This window comes from Psychrobacter sp. TB55-MNA-CIBAN-0194 (assembly GCF_040309505.1).
In the GTDB taxonomy this organism is placed as follows: domain Bacteria; phylum Pseudomonadota; class Gammaproteobacteria; order Pseudomonadales; family Moraxellaceae; genus Psychrobacter; species Psychrobacter fozii.
Genome location: NZ_JBEOOW010000240.1, coordinates 1 through 275, shown reverse-complemented (window position 1 = coordinate 275; position 275 = coordinate 1). Strand labels below are relative to the sequence as shown.

Genomic DNA, 275 nt, shown 5'->3' with positions numbered 1-275 from the left:
CATTTATACGAGTAATAACCTGCGGCATAGCCACCGGCAAAGATATGACTAAAGCCATTGGCAAAGCGGTTATAGTCAGGGGTTTCCATAATGGCAATATCGGCACGGACAGTATTTAAGGTGTCTAGAATACCTTTATAATCGGGTATAGGCGTATGCGCATGAATCAGTAAATCAAACAGTGAAAATTCAATCTGGCGTAAGGTTTGCATGCCACTTTGAAAGTTTTTAGCGGCCAATAAAGCATCAAGCTTGTCTTTGGGTAATGGTTCACC

At 41.8% G+C, this 275-nt stretch carries 1 protein-coding gene; it reads right to left on the bottom strand.

Features of this window, described 5'->3' with window-relative positions; all coding sequences use genetic code 11:
- A partial coding sequence (locus AAEY75_RS14985) for a M3 family metallopeptidase (RefSeq protein ID WP_352260024.1) occupies positions 1-275 on the bottom strand: 275 nt, incomplete at both ends.